Origin of the sequence: Stenotrophomonas sp. SPM, assembly GCF_003105135.1 — a bacterium.
In the GTDB taxonomy this organism is placed as follows: domain Bacteria; phylum Pseudomonadota; class Gammaproteobacteria; order Xanthomonadales; family Xanthomonadaceae; genus Stenotrophomonas.
In genome coordinates this window covers 38,816-57,834 of the sequence record NZ_QETL01000013.1, presented here as the reverse complement: position 1 = coordinate 57,834, position 19,019 = coordinate 38,816, and the positions used below count along the sequence as shown (strand labels likewise).

The window sequence follows — 19,019 nt, the reverse complement described above, 5'->3', positions numbered from 1 at the left end:
GGCTCGGCTCTACAAAAAGCCGGGCGCCGCCACGAGGGCGGCGCCGGTAACGCTTATTCGCCGATGTGCTGCTTCAGCCAGGCGTTGACGGTGTCATGCCACAGGATGCTGTTGTTCGGCTTCAGCACCCAGTGGTTCTCGTCCGGGAAGTACAGGAACTTCGATTCGATGCCCTGGCGCTGGGCGGCGGTGAACGCGGCCAGGCCCTGCTCGACCGGAATGCGGAAGTCCTGCTGCCCGTGGATGACCAGGATCGGCTTCTTCCAGTCGGCCACGTGGTTGACCGGATTGAACTTCTCGAAGTTGGCGGCCTTCTCGTACGGCGTGCCGCCCTGCTCCCACTCGGTGAACCACAGTTCTTCGGTGGCGTAACCCATCATGCGCTGGTCGAACACGCCGTCATGGTTGACCAGGCACTTGAACGGGCTGTTCCAGTTGCCGGCGATCCAGTTGACCATGAAGCCGCCGTAGCTGGCGCCCAGCGCGCAGGCCTTGTCGCCGTTGAGGAAGGAATACTTCTTCAGCGCCGCGCTCCAGCCCTTCTGCAGGTCTTCCAGCGGGCGGTCGCCCCAGTGCTGGCTGATCGCATCGGTGAAGGCCTGGCCGTAGCCGGTGGAACCGTGGAAGTCGATCATGACCACGGCATAGCCCTGGCCGGTGTAGGTCTGCGGGTTCCAGCGGTAGCTCCAGCCGTTGCCGAAGCTGCCCTGCGGGCCGCCGTGGATCAGGAATGCGACCGGATAGGACTTGCCTTCCTGGTAGTTGTGCGGCTTGACCACGTAGCCGTGCACGGTCTCGTTGTTCCAGCCCCTGAACTCGAACTGTTCGAAGTCGCCGAAGTTGACGTCCTTCAGCACCTCGCCGGCGGCCGGGGTCAGCGCGCGCAGCTCGCCGATCGGCTGGCCGGCGGCCGGCAGCATGCCGACCAGCACCTGGTCGTTGCTCTTCAGGCTGTTGCGGGTGATGGCCACGCTGTTGCCGGCCACGCTGACCGAGGACACGGTGCCATCGCCGATGACCTTGGTGGCCTTGCCGCTGGCCACGTCGATCTGGAACAGCGGGTGCTCGCCGAGATCGTCGGTGGTGGTGTAGATGCTGGCGCCATCGGCGGACAGGGTGATCTCACCGGCCGAACGATCCCACTGCGGGGCGATCTCGCGGGCCTTGCCGCTGGCCAGGTCCATCGCCATCAGGCCGAAGCGGTCAGCTTCGAAGCCGGGGCGCTTCATGGCGCGGTAGAACAGGGTCTTGCCGTCGGCGCTGAACACCGGGCCGGCATCCCAGGCCGGGTTGGCGGCGGTCAGGTTGACCGGCGCCTGCTTGCCGGCGGCATCAAAGCGGTACAGGTCGAAGTTGGTCGACCACGGTTCCTGCTTGCCGGCCACGCGGATGCTGGCGACCACGCTGGCGCCGTCCGGCGACCAGGTGAAATCGTCGTTGCCGCCGAACGGCTTGGACGGTGCGTCGCCATCGATGGTCGCGCTCAGCGCCGAGGCGCCCTTCACCGGGCCGGCCTTGGCCGCCGGCAGCGGGGCCACGAACAGGGTGTTGCGTCGGCCGTCGTTCCAGGTGTCCCAATGGCGCACGAACAGCGAATCGAAGACCTTGCCGCTGGCCTTGGCGTCAGCCACGTCCTTGAGCTTCTTCTCGGTGCAGGCCAGGTCCGAGGCACAGGCCTGGAACACGCCGGCGCTGAACAGCACGCGGTCGTCCTGCGGCGAGACGTGGTAGCTGTCCACGTCCACCGGGAAATCGGTCAGCTGGCGCGGGGTGCCGCCACTGATGCCCTGCGCGTACAGCTGCTGGCTGCCGTTCTTGGCACTGAGGAAGTACACGGTCTGGCCGTCGGCCGACAGCGAGGCCGAATTGACGTTCCAGCCGGCCGGGGTGATCTGCTTCGGCGGTGCCGCATCGCGGGTGCGCAGGTTGCGCGCGAACAGCGCGGTGCTGGACTTGAGGTTGGCGTCGGTAGTGCGCTTGGCGAACACCACGGTGCCGCCGTCAGCGGTCAGGACCGGGGCGGAGACGCGATCCATGGCGACCATGTCGCGGACTTCCAGGCCACGGGCAGCGGCGACGCTGGGCAGGGCGGCCAGCAGGCTCAGTGGCAGCAGGGCATGACGCAGTTTCATCGGGATCTCCGCAGGACGGCAAAAAACCGATGGTAGGCCCGTGCGGGCGGGGCTGCCAAGGCCATCGGTCATGACCGCCCGCGGGGGGCGTTCCACCGCCAGAAAAAGCAAACCGCGCCGTAGCGCGGTTTGCCAGGGCAGCCGAGCACAGGCTCGGCCCTACATGGGCCCAGCCATCACGCCATGGCGCGCTTGCCGGTGCGGTAGATCAGCCAGCCCACCAGGAACAGCACGGCCAGACCGAACCACTGCGCGGCCGGCAGGTGGAACGGCAGGGCCAACACGTCGGCGCGGCTGCTGACCACGATCGGCACGGCGATGGCGATACCCATCAGCGCCTCGCCGGTGATCAGGCCGGCGGCGAACAGCACGCCCGGCTTGTGCACGCGGTCGCGGCCTTCTTCGTCATCGCCACGCACCTTGTGGAAACGCTCGACCAGGTAGGCGATCAGGCCGCCCAGGAAGATCGGCACCATCAGTTCCAGCGGCAGGTAGATGCCGATGGCGGCAGCCAGCACCGGCACGCGGAAGCGCGAGTTGCGCGACTTCAGCCAGCTGTCGAAGGCGATGATGACCGCACCGACCACGGCACCGATGCCGATGAAGGTCCACGGCAGCTCGCCTCCGAACAGGCCCTTGGCCACCGAGGCCATCAGGTTCGCCTGCGGGGCGGCCAGCGCGTTCGGGTGGAGCTCGGACTTCACGCCGATGCCGTAGGCGGTGGCCAGCAGGTTCAGCACCGGGGCCATGATCAGCGCGCACGAGAACGCGCCGATGCCCAGCATCAGCTGCTGTTTCCACGGGGTGGCACCGACGATGTAGCCGGCCTTGAGGTCCTGCAGGTTGTCACCGCCCACCGCGGCGGCGCAGCAGACCACCGCGCCGATCATGATGGCGGCCACCGCGCCCAGCGGCGCCCCGCCGGCACCGACCGGCTTCAGGCCATCGGCGCCCAGCAGCACGACCAGCACGGCCGAGGCGAACAGGATGGTGGAGATGGTGATGCCCGAGACCGGGTTGTTGGACGAACCGATCAGGCCGGCCAGGTAGGCCGAGACCGACACGAACAGGAAGCCGGCGACGATCATGATGAGGGTCATCGGGATCGACACATGCCACTGGCCGACGATGGCCTGGTACAGGGCCAGCAGCGGCAGCACGAAGACCACCAGGGCGACCAGCATCCACTTCATCGGCAGGTCGCGTTCGGTATGCGCCAGCACCGGGCCGCCGCTCTTGCGCGCGGCGGCGAAGCCGCTCTTGACGCCGTTCAGCAGCGACTTGCGCAGCGAGATCAGGGTCCAGATGCCGCCGATCAGCATCGCGCCGACGCCCAGGTAGCGCATCTTCGCGCCCCAGATGGCGAACGCGGCCTCCGTGGACGAAGCAGCGGCAACCGACGCGGCCAGGGCCGGATCGGTGTTCATGAAGAACGCCTGGTAGATCGGAATGGCGATGTGCCAGGTCAGGATCGAGCCGGACACGACCACGATGCCGACATTCAGGCCGACGATGTAGCCCACCCCCAGCAGGGCCGGCGACAGGTTGGTGCCGATGAAAGCGGTGATCTTGGAGCTGCCGACATAGGCCGAGGTCGACCAGGCATCGGGGATCAGGCGCAGGCCGCTTTCGGCGGCCAGCTTGACGAAGGCACCGATCACGGCAGACAGGCCGAGGATCTTCAGGCCCGGGCCGGGGTTTTCACCGGCCTTGAGCACTTCGGCCGCGGCCTTGCCTTCCGGGAAGGGCAGCGGGTCTTCGACGATCATCGAACGGCGCAGCGGCACCGAGAACAGCACGCCCAGCAGGCCGCCGAGACCGGCGATGCCCAGCACCCACCAGTACTTGAAGTCCGGCCAGTAGCCCATGATGACCAGCGCCGGGATGGTGAAGATGACACCGGCGGCGATGGACGAACCGGCCGAAGCGCCGGTCTGGACGATGTTGTTTTCGAGGATGGAACCACCGCCCAGCAGGCGCAGCACGCCCATGGAAATAACCGCCGCGGGAATGGCGGTGGCGATGGTCAGGCCTGCGAACAGACCGAGATAGGCGTTGGCCGCCGACAGCACCACCGCCAGCACGATGGCCAGGGCCACTGCGCGGAAGGTGAGCTGCTTGGGCGCAGCGTCATGGTTCATGGAAGCCCCTGCTGGCAAAAAATCCCTGCCACGCTAGCGTTCAGGGCAGAGCAAGTCCAGCGTGCCAAAGGATGGGGCCGGCTGCTGCAGTGCAACGGCCGCGGGCGTGCACAGGCAACCGGCCGATGCAGCAAAGCCGGACTGGCCACCCTGTAAATGATATGTTATATCTTTATGTTGTACCCAGCCGCTGCTCCACATGCCCCCTTCCCCCTCTCTCCGGCTGGCCTCCATCGACCAGCTGCGCGGCACCGTGATGCTGCTGATGCTGCTCGACCACGTGCGCGAGACCTTCTTCCTGCAGCACCAGGTCGGCGACCCGATGGACGCGGCCAGCGTCTCCCCTGCCCTGTTCGCCTGCCGCCTGCTGGCGCATCTGTGCGCCCCGGTGTTCGTGCTGCTCACCGGCCTGTCGGCGTGGCTGTACGGCCAGCGCCAGGCCGACCCGCGTCGCGCCATCGCCGCCTTCCTGCTCAAGCGCGGCCTGTTCCTGGTGGTGCTGGAACTGACCCTGGTCAACTTCGCCTGGACCTTCCAGTTCCCGCCGGACACGCTGTACCTGCAGGTGATCTGGGCCATCGGCCTGAGCATGATCGCGCTGGCCGGCCTGCTGTGGCTGCCGCGCCCGGCGCTGCTGGTGCTGGGCGTGCTGCTGGTGGCCGGCCACAACCTGGTCGATGGCGTGCGCGTGGAAGGCAACGGCGTGCTGGCCGTGTTGTGGAAGGTGCTGCACCAGCGCGACTGGATCGAAACCGGCGTGCTGCGCCTGCGCACGTCCTACCCGGTACTGCCGTGGATCGGGGTGATCGTGCTGGGCTACCTGATGGGTCCGTGGTTCGCCCGCGACCGCGACCCGGTGCAGCGCCAGCGCTGGCTGCTGTGGGCCGGGCTGGGTGCGCTGGCCGCGTTCGCCCTGCTGCGCTTGGCCAACAGCTATGGCGAGGCGCCGTGGCAGCACCAGGACAGCGCCCTGCGCACCTGGATGAGTGTGTTCAACGTGACCAAGTACCCGCCGTCGCTGCAGTTCCTGCTGCTGACCCTGGGCGTGGGCCTGTTGCTGCTGCGCCTGTACGAATGGCCGCCGCTGGCCCGCGCGCTACGACCGCTGGCCGATATCGGTGCAGCGCCGATGTTCTTCTACCTGCTGCATCTGTACGTACTGAAGCTGCTGTACGTGGCTGCGCTGGCGACCTGGGGGCCGACCCACGGCAGCCTGTACGCGCTGGATTCGGTGGCCGGCCTGCTGCTGGTGGCCTGCGCGCTGGCGGTGGCGATGTATCCGCCGACGCTGCTGTTCGGCCGGTTCAAGGCGCGCCGCCGCGACCTGGCCTGGCTGCGCTACCTGTAATCGACCGCGCGTGATGAGCCCCATCCACGCATGGCGTGGATCTACTGGGGCCGCCGGGCCATGCCCGGCGCTACCCGGCGCGCGCCTATAATCCGCCGATGAATTCCACCGCGATCGCTTCCGACGACTTCCTCGGCCACCCGAAAGGCGTCTACGTCTGCTTCTTCACCGAAATGTGGGAACGCTTCTCCTTCTACGGGATGAAGGCGCTGCTGCTGCTGTATCTCACCAAGTACCACCTGTTCGGCGACAAAGCCGGCCTGGACCTGCTGGGCGCTTACGGCGGCCTGGTCTACTGCATCCCCGTGTTCGGCGGCATGCTGGCCGACCGCTGGCTGGGCATGCGCCGGGCGGTGCTGTTCGGCGGCATCCTGCTGGTGCTGGGCCACCTCGGCATGGCCTTCGAGGGCCACGCCGCTTACCGGGTCAACGGTGAGGTGGTGCGCGATACCTCGGCCCTGGCGGTGACCTACCTGTCGCTGGCGCTGATCATCATGGGCGTCGGCTTCCTCAAGCCGAACATCTCCACCATCGTCGGCAAGCTCTACCCGCAGGACGACCCGCGCCGCGATTCGGGCTTCTCGCTGTTCTACGCCGGCATCAACCTCGGCGCGCTGTTCTCCTCGCTGGTCTGCGGCTTCCTCGGCGAGGCCTATGGCTGGAAGTACGGCTTCGGCGCCGCCGGCATCGGCATGCTCGCCGGCCTGGCGATGTTCCTGTGGGGCCAGAAGTATCTGCAGGGCCACGCCGAACCACCGCAGCCGGCCGCACTGAAGCAGAAGGTGCTGGGCCTGCCGCGCGAATGGCTGATCTACCTGTGCGCGGTGGTCGGCGTGCTGCCGGTGGCCTGGCTGATGTGGGCCGCAGGCAACGGTGCCTTCGCCCTGGGCGGCGAGATCAGCCTGGCGCTGATGCTGATGCTGGTGGTGCTGGGCGGCGTGCTGGTCTGGTTCGCCTGGTTCACCGGCAGCAAGTGCACCCCGGTGCAGCGCCAGCAGATGATCGCGCTGATGGTGCTGATCTTCATGGCGCTGGTGTTCTTCACGATGTACGAGCAGTCCTACGGCTCGTGGGTCACCTTCACCGATCGCCTGCTGACCAAGGACATCGTGCCGGCGCTGGTCATCACCGGTGGCACCCCGCTGCCGTGGTCGATCATCTCGCTGCTGCTGGCACCGCTGGGTTTCGTGGTCAGCGCGCGCCTGTCCGAGCGCCGCCCGGGCTCGAACGCGCCGCGTGCATTCTTCATCGTCATCGTCGCGCTGATGCTGGTGCTGCTGGTGCGCGACTGCCTGGTCATTCCGCAGACGGCCGGCTCGCTCACCTATCTGGGCGGCCTGTTCCTGGTGCTGCTGGCCCCGGCGTTCGCCGCGCTGTGGACCTGGATGGACCGCCGCGGCTGGGAGCCGGGCAAGCCGGTGAAGTCCGCCTGGGGCCTGGTCATCGGTGCGCTGTCGTTCGTGCCGCTGGCACTGGCCGCGCAGCAGGTCGGCGCCACGGGTGAAATGGCCAGCGTGTGGTGGCTGGTGCTGGCCTACTTCCTGTTGGCCAGCGGCGAGATGTGCTTGTCGCCGGTCGGCCTGTCAGCGGTGACCCAGCTGGCCGTGCCGCGGGTGATGAGCCTGATGATGGGCACCTGGTTCCTGGCCACCGCGTTCTCCGAAACGCTGGCCGCGCTGTTCGGCAAGCTGGCGGCGATCGAGGTTCCCGAAGGAGAGACGCTGGACATGGTGGCGGCCGCAGGCGCCTATGCGCACCTGTTCTGGCTGCTGATGTGGATCGGCCTGGGCTGTGCAGTGCTGGCCTTCATCGCCGCGCCGCTGCTGAAGCGGATGATGCACGGGGTGAAGTAGCCCCCCGTGCACCGGCGCCCGCTCAGGGCGCCTTGGCCTTGCCCGCCGCCGCAGATGCTGGTGCGGCGGTGGCGCCCCCGAGGCTGCGTGCGAGGAACGCCAGCAGCCGGGTGTAGTAGTCGCGCCGGTTGGCCTCGCCATACAGGCCATGCCCTTCGCGCGCGTAGTAGGCCGCTTCCACCGGCACGCCGACCTGTTTCAACGCCGCTTCCATGCGCTCGGTGTGCTGCACCGGCGCACGCTGGTCTTCGCGCCCCGCCGCCAGCAGTACGGGCACCTTGATCCGGGCCGCCAGGTTCACCGGCGAAACCTCCGCCAGTGTTGCTGGCTCGCCCAGCCAGTCGCGCAGGTAGTTCACGCCCGACGTGCGGTCCTGCACATCGCCGCGCTTGAACATCAGCGGCAGGTCGTACACGCCCACATAACCGGCCGCGCAGCGGTACAGCGCGGGCTCGCGGGCGACCCCCATCAGCGCGGAGTACGCGCCGTAGCTGGCGCCGTAGATGCAGATGCGCCGTGCATCGGCGATGCCTTCTGCGATGGCCCAGCGCGTGGCATCGGTGACATCGTCCTGCATGGCGCGGCCCCATTGTTTCGCGGCGGCCTGGGTATGCGCGCGACCATGATTGCCCGAGCCCCGGAAGTTGACCTGCAGCACCGCATAGCCGGCCGCCGCCAGCAACTGGTTGTCGCGCTCGAAGCTGCCGTCGTCGAACTCGCCGATGGGGCCTCCATGCGGCTTCACCACCATCGGCAGCCCGCGGCCATCGCTGCCGTGGGGAACGGTAAGGAAGCCGTGCAACGGCATGCCATCGCGTGCGGCCAGGGTCACAGGACGCACGCTGGCACCGCCGTCGCGGTCGAACCAGCGGTTGCGCGCGGTCAGGAACGCCGCTTCGCGGGTGGCCGTGTTGAACAGGAACCAGTCACCGGGATTTTTTCCCGAGTCGACCTTGACCAGGATGCGCGCATTGTCACGGGTGGCCGACAACAGGCTGACCACGTGGCCAGGGAAGGCTTTTTCCAGCATGCGCTGGATACGCGCGGTGGGCGTCTGCTCGTCGAAGAACGCGCTGCGCGGAGCCGCACCCACGAACTGCACGCCGACCGGCACCCGCGTGCCCGGCTGGTGGATGATGTAGGTCGGATCGACCGCTGCATCCTGCAGCAGGGTGCGGCGCTCGTTGGTCTGCGGATTCCAGCTGACCACCACATCGGGCCCGCTGGCCTGCTGCACCACCAGGTAGGCCAGCTGGTTGTCGGCGGAAAAACCGATCGGACGTTCGATGCGGTAGCTGCTGTCTTCATCGTTGAGCAGCGTCCAGCGGCCGTCATCCTGGCGGTAATACAGCTTGTTGACGTTGTCTTCGCCAGCGCCACGGGCGAAGCGCAGCACCCCCGCGTTGTCGGTGGTGAACGTGGCCCGCTGCACCGGCGAGCGCGAGACCAGCACGCGGCGACCGGTGACCACATCCAACCGTTCCAGCCGTGCACTGGTGTCATTGGCAAACGGCCACAGCGAGATCAGCACGTTGCGGTCATCGCCCTGCAGCGGGTCGGCGAGGAAGGCCGCCACTGGCTCCACCCTGCGGCCGCTGACCAGGCCCGGCTCGTCCGGGCGTGCGCGGTAGCCGACCAGCAGGTCACCACGCTTGCCGTTGGCATCCATGGCATACAGCTCGCCGGTGGGCCGCGGCGCGTCCAGCGCGCCCCACTTCTCGGCCAGGCCGATCAGCAGGCGGTTGTCACTGACCCAGTCGACGCTGTCGGCGTGGTTGTTGCGCGGCGGCCGGAAGTTGCCGACCAGCTCCATGGTGCTGGTGCGCAGGATGGCGACGGCGGTTGCATCTTCCAGCGGCAGGGTCATCGCCAGGTACTCACCGGTGGGCGAGAGCTGGATGTCATTGAACTCGGCGCGGCGCAGGTAGTCGTCCAGCGCGAGCTCGGCCGAACGGGCCTGGCCCGCGCCGCACAGCGCCAGCATCCCGGCCAGCAGGATGGAAGGTTTCATGATGTCTCCCCTGGCCGGGCAGCCGTGGCTGCCCGGCCTGCTGAAGCGCACGCGCGGCGTGCGCGGTTGGACTTACGGCGCCTTGCCGCTGGCCTTCGGCGCTGCCGCACTGGCCTGGGCCCCACCCAGGCTGTTGGACAGGAACGCCAGCAGGCGGCTGTAGTACTCGCGTTCGTGCTCGGGCCGGTAGAAGCCGTGGCCTTCGGTGCTGTAGTACAGGCTTTCCACCGGCGTGCCCGCCTTCTTCAGTGCTGCTTCAAGGCGCTTGGTGTGCTCGATCGGCGCGCGCTTGTCTTCGCCACCGGCCGCGAGGAACACCGGCACCTTGATCTGCCCGGCAAGGGTGACCGGCGAGGCCGCGCCCAGCTTCGCCGGGTCGCCCAGCCAGTCACGCAGGTAGGTCATGCCCGAACCGCGGTTCTGGATGTCGCCACGGGTGAACATCATCGGCAGGTCATACACCCCCACGTAGCCGGCGGCACACTTGTACATGCCCGGTTCGCGCGCGGCACCCATCATCGCCGAGTAGGCGCCATAGCTGGCACCGTAGATGCAGATGCGGTCCTTGTTGGCGATGCCCTGCGCGACGGCCCAGCGTGTCGCATCGGTGACGTCGTCCTGCATGGCGCCGCCCCACTGCCGTGCACCGGCCTGGGTGTGCGCGCGGCCGTAGTTGCCCGAGCCACGGTAGTTGACCTGCAGCACCGCATAGCCGGCATCGGCCAGCATCTGCGATTCCATGTCATAGCGGCCGGAGTCGAAGATGTCGTACGGACCACCGTGCGGCAGCACCACCATCGGCAGGTTGCGACCGTCGCTGCCGTGCGGCAGGGTCAGGAAGCCGTGCAGCGGCAGGCCATCGCGGGCCTTCAGCGATACAGCGCGCACCGGCGCGGTCTTGTCCACGTCCAGCCACTCGCTGCGGCTGATCAGGTGCTGCGCCGACTTGGCCACCGTATCGAACACGTAGAACGAGCCGGGATCGTTGCCGGTCCAGGTTTCCACCAGCACCTTCTTGCCGTCGCGCGTGCTGGAGGTGATGTAGACCGGCTGCTTGAAGGCCGCTTCCAGGCTGTGGTACAGGCGCGCATCGGCCGAGGTCTCGTCGAAGAAACGGCTGCGGGTGGTGTCGCCCAGGTACAGCGCACCCACCGGCACGCGCGTGCCGTTGCGGAAGATGATGTGGTACGGATCGACCACGTCATCGGCCAGCAGCGTCTTCCGCTCGCCGGTCTCCGGGTTCCAGCTGACGATGGCGTCGGGGCCCTTCGGCTGCTGGACCTGCAGGTAGGCCACGCTGTTGTCTTCCGCAAAGCCAATGGCTGTTTCGATCCGGCTGCTGACCGCTTCGTCGTTGACCAGCTTCCACTGGTTGTTGCCCGGCTGGCGGTAGTAGAGCTTGTTGACGTTGTCAGTGCCGGAACCATGGGCGAAACGCACTTCGCCCTTGTTGTCGGTGGTGAAGCGGGCGTTGCGCACCGGCGAGCCCGCGACCTGCACGCGGCGACCCGTGGTGACGTCCAGCCGCTCCACGCGGGTGAAGGGATCGTTGCCGAACGGCCACACCGCGACCAGCACGTTGCGGTCGTCATTGGCCAGCTCGTCGGTGAGGAAGGCGGCCACCGCCTCCACCTTCTTCGGCTGGATGCGGGTACCGGGCCCATTGCCTTCCACCCGGTAGCCGACCAGCAGCTCGCCGCGCCCGCCATTGGCGTTGACCGCGTACAGCTCACCGGTGCGCTGCGGCGTATCCAGCGAGCCGAACTTCTCGGACAGCTCGATCAGCACGCGTTCGTTGCTGACCCAGTCGAAGCTGGTCGCATGGTTGTTGCGGGGCGGGCGGAAACTGCCCATCGGCGTGTTGTCCGACGTCCGCATGATGACCACAGCCGTGCTGTCTTCCAACGGCACGGTGGCAGCGAAGTAGTCGCCCCCCGGCGAAATCTTGATGTCCTGGAATGTCTCCTGGCGGATGTACTTTTCCAGGTCCACGGCACCGACCGCAGTCGGCGCGGCACAGGCCAGCGCCAGCAGCGCGGCCATCATTGTCCTGCGCATCCTTCCCCCTATACAGCGGACACCCTGTCCGCACCCCCGATTGTAGGCAGGCCGATGGGCGGCCTGCCAGTACCCAGCGACATGCCGGCTGCAGGGACAAAAAAAGAACGGCGGCATCGTTTCCGATGCCGCCGCAGCCACGACCTTGGAGAGAGTGTGGTGTTCGGTGCAGTGCTCAGTGCACGCCGCGGATGGCCAGCGTGAGCGCCAGGATGCTGAGGATGACGGCGATGGTGCCGTCCAGCACGCGCCAGGTGCTGGGCTTGGTGAACAGCGGCGCCAGCAGGCGGGCACCCAGGCCCTGCGCGGTCAGCCACAGGCAGCTGGCGGTGACCACGCCGGCGGCGAACGCCATGCGCGCATTGCCGAAGTTCTCGGCGATCGAGCCGATCACCATCATGTCCAGCCAGAAATGCGGGTTGATGAGCGAGAAGCCGACCGCGGCCAGCAGCACCGCGCGGCGGCTGCCATCATCGCTGTCGGCCTCGCCCATGCCACCGCCACCGGCGAAGGCACGGCGCGCGGACTTCATTGCGTACCAGGCGAGGAAGGCCACGCCGGTCCACAGCACGGCGCTGGTCAGCCACGGCAGCGCCGAGGTGAGCGTGCGCAGGCCGGCTACGCTGGCGAAGATGAAGATGGCGTCGATGGCCGCGCAGGTGGCGACCACCGGCACGATGTGCTTGCGCAGGATGCCCTGGCGCAGAATGAAGGCGCTCTGGGCACCGACCACGGCGAACAGGCCGACGCCGGTAGCTGCACCAGAGAACCAGGCACCGAGGCCGGTGCTGGCGGAGATGACCGAGAACATGGGATTCACTGCCTTGTCTTACTGGGGGGGACGGTGCCTCGCAAAGGCGGACAGCACCGGAACGGGCGCCATTGTCGCGCCGCACCATTTGAAAGACGAGCTAAACTTACTAAACCAACATTAGCGGAGCTTAATTCGATGCGCATCGACCATGCCCAGCTGCGGGCTCTGGCAGCGGTCATCCGCGAAGGCAGCTTCGACCGCGCTGCGCAGTCGCTGAATGTCACCCCTTCGGCCATCTCGCAGCGGGTGAATGCGCTGGAGGACCGGATCGGCCGCCTGCTGGTCAAGCGCGGCACCCCGGCCACGGCCACCGCCGAGGGCCAGCTGCTGGTCCAGCTGGCCGAGCAGACCGCGCTGCTGGAGCACGACGCCCTGCACCGCATGGGCCTGGCCGACGAGGACCTGCCGCAGGCGAGCATCCCGGTGGCGGTGAACCACGACAGTCTGGAAACCTGGTTCCCGCAGGCCGCGCAGCAGTTCGCGCAGAACACCGGCACCACCCTGGACCTGCGCGTGGAAGACCAGGACCACACAGTGGAGCTGCTGCGCCAGGGCACGGTGCTGGGTGCAGTGACCACGCTGGACGAGCCGGTGCAGGGCTGCCAGATCCATGCGCTGGGCAGCATCCGCTATGCGGCGACCTGCACGCCGGAGTTCCGCGAGCGCCATTTCGCCAAGGGGGTGACGGCGCAGGCGCTGGCGCAGGCCCCGGTGCTGGTGTTCAACCGCAAGGACGACATGCAGTCGCGCTTCGCCCAGCGGATGGCCGGCGATGCGCTGCCGAGCACGGCGCCGACGTGGTGGATCCCCTCCACCCGGGCCTTCGTGCAGGCCAACCTGGGCGGGCTGGGCTGGACGATGAACCCGCTGCCGCTGGTGAAGCGCCATCTGGATGCGGGGCGGCTGGTGTATGTGCGGCAGCGTGCGTGGGAGGACGTGCCGCTGTACTGGCAGCACTGGAAGGGCGATGTGCAGACGATGGCGCTGCTGACCCGGGCGGTGCTTGAGGCGTCGAGCACGCTGGTCCGGCGGAAGCGGTAGTGCCGGCCGCTGGCCGGCAACGTCAACGTCAACGTCAGAAGCGGGCATTCCGTGGAATGGCGGGGTGGGTCCGGTTGCTGCGCAACGGGCTCTGACCCCATTTTTTGGGACCTGTTTCTGTGCCAGCATCGCGGCAACCGACCTTCTGGGGGCTGGGCGATGCAGACCGATCCGGTGTTCCTGCATATCCGCGTGGTGATGGGCATCATCCTGGGCCTGTCGATCACCACGCTGCTGAAGGGGCTGGCGCAGATCATCGAGCACCCGCAGCGGCGCGGCTGTTCGGCCCTGCACCTGTGCTGGGTGGCCTGGACGCTGGTATCGCTGGTGACGTTCTGGTGGTGGGAATTCCGCCTGGTCCAGATACACCAGTGGACCTTCGAGATCTATCTGTTCGTGATCACTTACGGCGCTACGTGGTTCCTTTTGTGCGCCCTGCTGTTCCCGGATGACCTGCGCGATTTCGGCAGCTACGGCGCCTACCTGATGCAGCGCCGGCGCTGGATCTTCAGCGCGATCGCCGCGCTGACGCTTCTGGATCTTGTGGATACCGCGATCAAGGGGCAAAGTCGCTGGCGCCTGCTGGGCGAGGCCTATCCGCTGCACACGGCGCTGATGCTGATGGTCTGCGTGCTGGGCTGGAACCTGCGCACGACACGCGCGCAGGTGGTGCTGGCCGGGGTGGCACTGGCGTACCAGGTGGGCTACTTCGCTGCGGAGTACTTCACCATCGGCAGTGATTGAACGCTTCCGCCGGGCATGGCCCGGCGCTACCGAAGGAACCTGCATGACGATCCACTACCGCCCCGCCCTTTCCACTGATGCGGCCGCCTGCATCGACCTGCGCGGGCGTACCCGCGAGAACGCCTTCAGCGCCGCGCAGCTGGCCGAACTGGGCATCACCGCGGAGAGCTGGGCGGCAGGCATCGCCGAGGGCGATTTCATCGGCCGCATCGCCGAGGACGACGGCACGGTGGTCGGCTACGGCTTCGCCGACCGCGACAGTGGCGAGGTGCTGGTGCTGGCGCTGCTGCCGGACTACGAACGCCGCGGCATCGGCCAGCGCCTGCTGCAGGAGGTGGTCGGTCTCGCCCGCGCCGCCGGCCATGGCCGCCTGTTCCTGGCCTGCTCGGCCGATCCGCGCTCGCGTTCGCACGGTTTCTACCGGCATCTGGGCTGGCAGGCCACCGGCGAGGTGGATGAGGCGGGCGACGAGATCCTGGAACTGGCCTGAGCGCGTGACGCCGAGGGGCGGGATGCTGCATTGCATCAAAACCGGACCAGATCGGGTTAAAATCGCGGCAGGTTGCTGCAAGGCATTGTTTCTTCACGCCATTTGCTGTCCCAGCGCGCATCCTGCCCCCTTCCCCACGCCCAAGTCATTCCCATGAAGAAATTTGGCAAGGCTCTTATCGCCCTGCTCGTGCTGCTGTTGCTGGCCGCCGCGCTGTTCCTGTACTGGCCGCTGACCCAGCGCTCGGTGCCCGCCGCCAGCAACGACAAGCCGGTCGACGTCGTCCTGGTCGGTGCCGGCATCATGAGCATCACCCTGGCCACCTACCTGCAGGAACTGCAGCCGGACTGGAACATCCAGGTCTACGAGCGGCTCGACACCGTCGCCGGCGAAAGCTCGGACGGCTGGAACAACGCCGGCACCGGCCACTCGGCATTCGCCGAACTGAACTACACCCCGGAACTCCCCGACGGCAGCATCGAGACCAAGCGCGCGGTCGGCATCGCCGAGTCGTTCGAGGTTTCGCGCCAGTTCTGGTCGCACCAGGTGAAGGAAGGCCGGCTGAGCCAGCCCAGCGACTTCATCAACCCGACCCCGCACATGAGCTTCGTCTGGGGCGATGACAACATCGCCTACCTGCACAAGCGCCAGCAGGCGCTGGTGAAGAACCCGCTGTTCTACGGCATGCAGTACTCGGAGGATCCGGCGCAGATCAAGCAGTGGGCCCCGCTGCTGATGGAAGGCCGCGACCCGAAGCAGAAGGTCGCTGCGACCTGGATGCCGCTCGGTACCGACGTCAACTTCGGCGTCATCACCCGCCAGCTGACCGCCGGCCTGCAGCGCAGCCCGAACTTCGGCCTGCACCTGGAACATGAAGTGCGCGCGCTGCGGCAGAACGCCGACAAGAGCTGGAACGTGACGGTGAAGGACCTCAAGGCCGGCACCGAGACCACCACCCACGCCCGCTTCGTGTTCATCGGTGCCGGTGGCGCCGCGCTGAAGCTGCTGCAGATGTCCGGCATTCCCGAATCGAAGGATTACGCCGGCTTCCCGGTGGGCGGCCAGTTCCTCGCCTTCCAGGGCGCGGACGTGACCTCGCGCCACCACGTGAAGGCCTACGGCATGGCCGAAACCGGCTCGCCGCCGATGTCGGTGCCGCACCTGGATGCGCGAAAGCTGGACGGCAAGCCGGTGATCCTGTTCGGGCCGTTCGCCCTGTACAGCACCAAGTTCCTCAAGCACGGCTCGTGGTGGGACCTGTATTCGTCGGTCAACCACAACAACGTCGGCCCGATGCTGTCGGTGGGCAAGGACAACCTGGACCTGGTGCAGTACCTGATGGCCCAGGCGCGTCTGGATGATGCTGACCGCCAGGCCGAGCTGGTCAAGTACTTCCCCAACGCCAAGCCCACTGACTGGAAGCTGGTGACGGCCGGCCAGCGCGTGCAGATCATCAAGCGCGACCCGCTGAAGGGCCCCGTGCTGCAGTTCGGCACCGAGATCGTGACCGACAAGGACCACACCCTGGCCGCCCTCCTGGGTGCCTCGCCGGGTGCCTCGACCTCGCCGCCGATCATGCTGGACCTGATGGCCAAGGCCTTCCCGGAACAGATGAAGGCCGGCTGGGAAACCCGCCTGCGCGAGATCGTGCCGTCGTACGGTCGCAAGCTCAACGAGAGCGCCGCGCTGACCAACGAGATCCGCACGCAGACCAGCCAGACCCTGCACCTGCCGTATCTGGACGTGCCGGTGGAAGCCGGTGCGACGCCGGCGCTGGCGCCGACCGCTGCCCCGGCCGCGCCGCAAAAGCGCAACGCCAACGAGGAGCTGCAGGCGCTGTAAGCCTGTTTGCCCGCTGCGGTACACGGACGGCCACCTTCGGGTGGCCGTTCGTATTTGGGCGGCTCTTTGGTGTAGAGCCGAGCCCATGCTCGGCTCCAGCCAAATGCAGCCGAGCATAGGCTCGGCTCTACAGAAGGCGGTGCCCGGCGCCAGGACGCCCATGTCCGGTGATACGAATTGTAATGTTGTTAAGAATTATTTACATTTGCGACCTGCGCAGTGACTGCGCCCTCCCAGATGGACCTGATGTGCCCGAAGCCGCCGCCCCGGGTACTGGACGACTGTCGCCACCCTTCCCCGCTTCCAACCCTCGAGCCCACCATGTCCTTGACCCTACGTAACCGCCTGCCCCGCCGCGCGCTGCTGCCGGCTGCCCTGCTTTCGTCGCTGTCCCTGCTGGCGGCGCCCAGCGCGTTTGCTGCCGCCGATGCCTCCGACGCAAAGACCCTGGACCGGGTGAGCGTGCGCGCCGAGCAGTCGGCGCCGCCGTCGAGCACCACCCGTCTGCCGATCACCCTGCAGGAGACCCCGCAGTCGTCCACGGTGATCGGCCTGGATCGCCTGCAGAACGAATCGCTGTTCAGCATCAACGACGTGATGCGCAACGTCACCGGCGTCAGCGTGTCCTTCTATGACACCCAGCGCCCGCTGTATTACGCGCGTGGTTTCGCCATCACCGATTTCCAGGTCGACGGCATCCCCACCTACAGCGGCTCGACCAACCAGGAATACGACACCGCCTTCTACGACCGCGTGGAAGTGATCCGCGGTGCCAACGGCCTGCTCAGCGGCGCCGGCGTGCCGTCGGCCACGGTCAACCTGCTGCGCAAGCGCCCGGGCAAGGAATTCGACGCCTCGTTCTCGGTCAGTGCCGGTAGCTGGGATTACCGCCGCATGGAGGCGGACGTGACCGCGCCGCTCACCGCCGATGGCCGCTTCCGCAGCCGCGTCGTCGCCGCCTATACCGATCGTGATTTCTATTACGACCGCTACAAGGAAAACAAGATGGCCGGCATGGCCGTGCTGGAAGGCGACCTGACCGACAGCACCACGGTCACCGTCGGCTACCAGACCCAGGACAACAACCCGGTAGGTTCGACCTGGGGCACCGTGCCGTTCTTCGACAGCCAGGGCAATTTCGCCCACCTGCCGCGCTCGACCAACCTGTCGCCGAAGTGGAGCTATTGGCAGCGCGAAACCAGCACCGTGTTCGCCAACCTCGAACAGCGCTTCGGCGACGACTGGCTGCTGAAGGTCAACACCTCCTACACCCGCGGCAACGTGCAGAACGTGCGCCTGTACGGCACCGGCAACCCGAACCCGGTGGACGGCTCGGGCATCTTCCTGCGCGCCGCCGCCGGCGATGCCGAAGACACCCGCCGTAACGTCGATGCCTACCTGACCGGCACCTTCAGCCTGTGGGGCCAGGAGCACGACGTGACCCTGGGCACGCAGTGGTCGGACCTGGAAGCCACCACCAACACCACCACGCTGAACTTCCCGAGTGACTGGGCGCGCTGCGGCAACGAGCGCTGCTACTACATCCCCAACATCTACGACTGGAACGGCGACATCTCCGAGGTGACCTACACCCGCACCGGTGCGCGCCGCCTGGCCAAGACCACGCAGAGTGGCGTGTACCTGGCCACCCGCCTGCGCCTGGCCGATCCGCTGGCGCTGATCGCAGGTGCACGCCTGAGCCGCTGGGAAACCCGCACCCGCGCCTACAACGCCGCCGGCGCGTACACCGGCACCAGCGGTGCGTACAAGGTCAGCGACGAAGTCACGCCGTACGTGGGCCTGGTCTACGACATCACCCCGGACGTGTCGGTCTACGCCAGCTACACCGAGATCTTCAACCCGCAGAACTACAAGGACAAGAACGAGAACCTGCTGGCGCCGGTGCAGGGTTCCAACGTCGAAGCGGGCATCAAGACGCAGTGGTTCGACGGCCGCCTGACCGCCAATGCGGCGGTGTTCGAAGCCAAGCAGGACAATTACGCGGTGCGTGACATGAGCGTGCCGGACGGTTCGCTCAGCGATGGCAGCTCGGCCTACATCGGTGTCAACGGCACCAAGGCGCGCGGCTGGGAAATGGACATCAACGGCGAGATCCTGCCGGGCTGGACGGTCAATGCCGGCTACACCCACGTCAAGGTGACCCGCGCCGCGACCGACCTGCTGTACGCGAACCCGGCTGAAGACCTGCTGCAGCTGAACACCCAGGTGCGCCTGCCCGGCGTGCTGGACCGCCTGAGCGTCGGTGCCGGCGTGCAGTGGCAGAGCAAGGTGCAGGGCTACAACATCCCCTACCCGCTGGGCGGCACGGTGACGGTGAACCAGCCGGCGTATGCACTGGTGCAGTTCAACGCCAACTACCGCATCAGCGACAACTGGACGGCGACGCTGAGCGTGCGCAACGCGCTGGACAAGACCTACTGGGCCAACCTGGACTACAACAACTACGGCGAACCGCGCTTCGTGGCGGCCAGCCTGCGCTGGAAGTTCTAAGGTCGCCGCGGGGTCGGATCCCTTTCCGCAGGAA

At 67.2% G+C, this 19,019-nt stretch carries 12 protein-coding genes; 7 read left to right on the top strand and 5 right to left on the bottom strand.

The window, feature by feature from the left end; translation table 11 throughout:
- Positions 1-53: 53 nt before the first annotated feature.
- Positions 54-2,132: a S9 family peptidase gene (locus DCO49_RS05400; protein WP_116863146.1), complete on the bottom strand. Its 2,079-nt coding sequence runs from the start codon at positions 2,130-2,132 to the stop codon at positions 54-56.
- Between the two features lie 176 nt (positions 2,133-2,308).
- The gene (locus DCO49_RS05395) at positions 2,309-4,273 is read right to left on the bottom strand and encodes an oligopeptide transporter, OPT family (RefSeq protein WP_116863145.1); all 1,965 of its coding nucleotides are present in this window, start codon (positions 4,271-4,273) and stop codon (positions 2,309-2,311) included.
- A gap of 199 nt (positions 4,274-4,472) precedes the next feature.
- Here DCO49_RS05395 and DCO49_RS05390 point away from each other — a divergent pair, with 199 nt between their 5' ends.
- Together DCO49_RS05390 and DCO49_RS05385 are read left to right on the top strand one after the other, a co-directional pair.
- Positions 4,473-5,621 carry a heparan-alpha-glucosaminide N-acetyltransferase domain-containing protein gene (locus DCO49_RS05390; protein WP_116863144.1) on the top strand — a complete coding sequence of 383 codons (1,149 nt, stop codon included), beginning with the start codon at positions 4,473-4,475 and terminating at the stop codon, positions 5,619-5,621.
- A gap of 98 nt (positions 5,622-5,719) precedes the next feature.
- Positions 5,720-7,474, top strand: coding sequence for an oligopeptide:H+ symporter (locus DCO49_RS05385; protein ID WP_116863143.1), 1,755 nt, complete (start codon positions 5,720-5,722; stop codon positions 7,472-7,474).
- Positions 7,475-7,496: 22 nt separating this feature from the next.
- Here DCO49_RS05385 and DCO49_RS05380 read toward each other — a convergent pair whose 3' ends face one another.
- The 3 genes from DCO49_RS05380 to DCO49_RS05370 form a co-directional block, all read right to left on the bottom strand.
- Positions 7,497-9,485 carry a prolyl oligopeptidase family serine peptidase gene (locus DCO49_RS05380; RefSeq protein WP_116863142.1) on the bottom strand — a complete coding sequence of 663 codons (1,989 nt, stop codon included), beginning with the start codon at positions 9,483-9,485 and terminating at the stop codon, positions 7,497-7,499.
- Between the two features lie 72 nt (positions 9,486-9,557).
- Entirely contained in the window at positions 9,558-11,543 is a 1,986-nt protein-coding gene (locus DCO49_RS05375; RefSeq protein ID WP_116863141.1) for a S9 family peptidase, read from the bottom strand.
- Between the two features lie 175 nt (positions 11,544-11,718).
- Positions 11,719-12,354: a LysE family transporter gene (locus DCO49_RS05370; protein ID WP_108764406.1), complete on the bottom strand. Its 636-nt coding sequence runs from the start codon at positions 12,352-12,354 to the stop codon at positions 11,719-11,721.
- Between the two features lie 138 nt (positions 12,355-12,492).
- Between DCO49_RS05370 and DCO49_RS05365 the strand changes: the two genes are divergently transcribed.
- From DCO49_RS05365 to DCO49_RS05345, 5 genes are all read left to right on the top strand, one after another.
- Positions 12,493-13,398 (top strand): LysR family transcriptional regulator ArgP, encoded by a 906-nt coding sequence (locus tag DCO49_RS05365; RefSeq protein ID WP_116863140.1) that lies wholly within the window; start codon positions 12,493-12,495, stop codon positions 13,396-13,398.
- Between the two features lie 159 nt (positions 13,399-13,557).
- Entirely contained in the window at positions 13,558-14,142 is a 585-nt protein-coding gene (locus DCO49_RS05360; protein WP_116863139.1) for a hypothetical protein, read from the top strand.
- A gap of 43 nt (positions 14,143-14,185) precedes the next feature.
- Positions 14,186-14,632, top strand: coding sequence for a GNAT family N-acetyltransferase (locus DCO49_RS05355; protein WP_116863138.1), 447 nt, complete (start codon positions 14,186-14,188; stop codon positions 14,630-14,632).
- Between the two features lie 153 nt (positions 14,633-14,785).
- Entirely contained in the window at positions 14,786-16,474 is a 1,689-nt protein-coding gene (gene mqo, locus DCO49_RS05350; protein WP_116863137.1) for a malate dehydrogenase (quinone), read from the top strand.
- Between the two features lie 321 nt (positions 16,475-16,795).
- Positions 16,796-18,985 carry a TonB-dependent siderophore receptor gene (locus DCO49_RS05345; RefSeq protein WP_116863136.1) on the top strand — a complete coding sequence of 730 codons (2,190 nt, stop codon included), beginning with the start codon at positions 16,796-16,798 and terminating at the stop codon, positions 18,983-18,985.
- Positions 18,986-19,019: the final 34 nt, after the last annotated feature.